Below are 3,416 nucleotides of genomic sequence, written 5' to 3'. Positions count from 1 at the left end.
TGTCGGCGCGCAGCAGCTTGGGCTTGCTGCGCCGCAGGATGTTGCGCTTGGCATTGGCGGGCAGCTCATTGGTGTAGCTCACGCCCACCGAGATTTCGCCCGACGCCAGCAGGGTCGGCATCAACAGGTAATTGACCCGGCGCACCACCAGCACGATACCCGGCGCTTCGGCGCGGATGCGCTTGAGCAGGCGCGGCAGCAGGGCGAATTCGGCGTCATCGGACAGCCCGATGCGAAACACCGCGGCGCTGGTGCCGGGATCGAACTCGGCGGCGCGGCTGACGGCGGTGGAGATCGAGTCGAGGGCGGGGGAGAGCAGGGCGAAGATCTCGTTGGCCCGCGCCGAGGGCTCCATGCTGCGTCCGGTGCGCACGAACAAGGGATCGTCGAACAGTCCGCGCAGGCGCGAAAGGGCCGCGCTGATGGCGGGCTGGCCCAGAAACAGTTTCTCGGCGGCACGGGTCACGCTACGCTCATGCATGAGTGTTTCGAAGACGATCAGCAGGTTGAGGTCGACGCGGCGCAGGTCGTTACGGTTCATCAGCAAGCTTCGCAAGGATGGGGCAGGGGTGAATCTTAAGGCCAAAGGCTGTTAACCTGCACCGCTTTGTGGGCTCCCGTGCCGGATAACACGCGGAGCTCAATCGATGCCAGGCATGTCGACTATTAATAGCCGCTGATGGTCTAACGCTCAAAGCCCGGATAAAGTCCGTGGTATTAAAGGTTCACAAGGCGAGGTTTGCGATGTCCCGCATGATCCGTTTCCACAAGTTCGGCGCGGCCGATGTGCTCAAGTGCGAAGAGCAGCCCGAGCCGTCCCCCGCTGCGGGCGAGGTGCAGATCCGCGTCGAGGCGATTGGCGTGAGCTGGTACGACGTGCTCTGGCGGCAGAACCTGGCGCCGTCCAAGGCTCGCCTGCCGGCCGGCATCGGCCACGAGATGGCGGGCGTTGTCACCGCGGTCGGCGAAGGCGTCGATGACCTGGCGGTGGGCGACCGGGTCGCGAGTTTCCCGGCCACCAGCGCCAACGACCACCCGGTCTATGGCGAGGTGATCGTGCTGCCGCGCACGGCTCTGACCCGCTACCCGGAGCACCTCACGCCGATCGAGGCCAGCGTGCACTACACGCCGCTGCTGATCGCCTATTTCGCCTACGTCGACCTGGCGCGCGCCAAGGCCGGGCAGACCGCCCTGGTGACCGATGCCAGCCATTGCGCGGGGCCTGCCTTCGTGCAGCTGGGCAAGGCGTTGGGGCTCAAGGTGTTCGCCGCCACCAAGGACCCGGAGCAGCGCGCTTGCCTGCTCGGCCTGGGCGCCGACAAGGTGATCGTCACCGAAGAGCAGGACCTGGTCATGCAGATCGGCAAGTACACCGATGGCCGGGGCGTCGACATGGTCCTCGATGGCATGGGCGGCCCGCAGATGTCGCTGCTGGGCGATGTCATCGCGCCGCGTGGCAGCCTGGTGCTGTATGGCCTGCAGGGTGGCAACCAGACGCCGTTCCCGGCCTGCGCCGCGTTCCAGAAGAACATCCAGTTCTTCCTGCACTGCGTGAGCAACTTCACCGGCAAGCCGGAGCTGGGCATCAGCCAGGACGAGGTGGCGCTGCAGCGTGCGTTGCGCGATATCAACCAGTTCACCGCCGACAAGCTGCTGACGCCGCAGATCGTCAAGGTCTACCCGTTCGAGCAGGTGGTCGAGGCGCATCGCACCATGGATGAATGCCCGTGTGGCGGGCGCGTGGTGCTGGACGTGAGCGGCACCTGACCGCGTCGTTCTCGCCCTTTGCACCGTCATCGAATCAGCCCGAGCCCGTCTCGGGCTTTTTTATAGATTTTTCCTACAAAGAACTCAGACCGGTCCTACGGGCCTCATGGGGAAATTCGATCCAGCATGGGTCAGGTCCAGCCAGCGCACCACCGCTGGCTGGCCACATCCATTGCCAGTGAGGTGACCCCATGAGCACAAGCCACGATCAAGCCATGCACTTTATCTACCAGCAGGTGCTGTCGCGCCTGCTCGACTACATGTCGCAGGCCCAGCGGGCGTCGTTGCAGTTGCTGGTCCAGCGCCTGCTGGTGGCAGCGGGTGGCGTCGAGCGCATCGGTGACTTCACGCTGTTGCTGCTCGATTGCGGCGACCGGCGCAGTGCCCACGCCCTGGCCTGCGTGCGCGCGGCGCAGCTGATCATTGCGAGGCGGTCCCGCTGCACGTTCAACCTGCGTGTCGCGACGGCGCGCCTGGCCGGGGTCGGCAGCCATGCGCTGGAAAACTGCGAGCGCAGCTTCAGCGCGCTGTTTCTGCATGACGACCCGCGGGTCCGGTTGCTGATGGTCGAGGAAGGGCAGGTCGTGCCGTTCGACATCCGGCGGCCGCAGCCGCGTCTGCGGGAGGAGCGCGAGGGGTTGCTGCTGTTCGGCCACATGAGTGGCGCCCACCCTCACTGCCTGCTGGGCAGCCGCCATCATCTGGCGCTCGCCGACGCGCTGGGCAAGGTGCTGGAGGCCGATAGCGAGATCAACGCGCTGGCGTGTGCCGTGCCCTCACGCGAGCGGCATCGCTACCTGGCGTGGGCGCGGGGCTGCCTGCGCCGGGCGGGGCTGCCCACGGGATCGCCGTTGCAGACCTGCGCCCGCACCCTGGCCGGCGGACTGGGCCACCTGCACCGTGATCTGCTCCAACGGATGCAGGGAACCGATCAGGGGCAACCCTCCCTGCGCCACTGCGTGACCTGGGCGACGCCACTGCAACTCATCGCGATCGACGAGCTGCTCCACGACCTGGCCGCGCCGCAACGCCTGGACAGCATGCTGGGCCATCGCGAAGGCTGGGCCGATGGCATGCCAGCGCTGGCGGCCTCGAGCGACCCCGGGCTGGTGGCGCACCTGCAAGGTCTGCGTGGTGAGCATTTCTGCCAACGGGGCTATGAGGAGGCGTTCAATGGGTATGTCTGGCGCATGCGTGGCACGGCACCGGAGATCGTGGCACCCGGCTGGGAGACCGTGCGCAACGAAGCCACCGCGTATTTCGAACAGGCGTTCGATCTGGGCGACTCGCAGCTGGCCTGCCTGCTGTACGCCCCCTTCACGGCCCGTGGCCAGCGCCTGGACTACTTCCTGCGCCGTTGTCACCCGGCGATGCGTGTGGCATTGCCCTACCTGCACCGGGCCCTGCAGGGCAGAGAGTGTCCGCGGGCGGTAGAGAAATGGCTGATGACCAACAGCGGCCTCGACATGGCGCAATTGCAACGGCTGTACCGTCATCATCCGTTGGCGGGCGGGGGAAACGCGCTGATGGCGCAGTTGGCCAGACGGGACCTCGACCTGCGCACATGACCGCTGATCCGGGGCGCTTGCCAGCAACGGGGGTCTGTATGTATAACCAGTGTCCCTTCGTTGCCCCGACCCTGACCCGTG

Annotated in this window: 3 protein-coding genes; 2 read left to right on the top strand and 1 reads right to left on the bottom strand. The window is 66.4% G+C overall.

Annotation, left to right across the window (positions count from 1 at the left end; translation table 11 throughout):
• The coding region (locus tag VJS90_RS09810; RefSeq protein ID WP_324121435.1) for a LysR family transcriptional regulator at positions 1-541 on the bottom strand (541 nt) is incomplete at its 3' end.
• A 203-nt stretch (positions 542-744) separates the two neighbouring features.
• Between VJS90_RS09810 and VJS90_RS09805 the strand changes: the two genes are divergently transcribed.
• Together VJS90_RS09805 and VJS90_RS09800 are read left to right on the top strand one after the other, a co-directional pair.
• A complete protein-coding gene (locus VJS90_RS09805; RefSeq protein ID WP_324121433.1) occupies positions 745-1,767 on the top strand; it encodes a zinc-dependent alcohol dehydrogenase family protein in 1,023 nt (340 codons plus the stop codon).
• Between the two features lie 191 nt (positions 1,768-1,958).
• The gene (locus VJS90_RS09800) at positions 1,959-3,335 is read left to right on the top strand and encodes a hypothetical protein (RefSeq protein WP_324121431.1); all 1,377 of its coding nucleotides are present in this window, start codon (positions 1,959-1,961) and stop codon (positions 3,333-3,335) included.
• Positions 3,336-3,416 lie beyond the last annotated feature (81 nt).

This window comes from Pseudomonas sp., from assembly GCF_035277045.1.
Classification (GTDB): domain Bacteria; phylum Pseudomonadota; class Gammaproteobacteria; order Pseudomonadales; family Pseudomonadaceae; genus Aquipseudomonas.
Note: the sequence above shows the minus strand (reverse complement) of the source record. Positions and strands in the feature narration are given on the sequence as shown.

Coding starts and splice junctions, on each gene's coding strand:
- VJS90_RS09805 (WP_324121433.1), top strand. CDS start 745: ATGTCCCGCATGATCCGTTTCCACAAGTTCGGCGCGGCCGATGTGCTC.
- VJS90_RS09800 (WP_324121431.1), top strand. CDS start 1,959: ATGAGCACAAGCCACGATCAAGCCATGCACTTTATCTACCAGCAGGTG.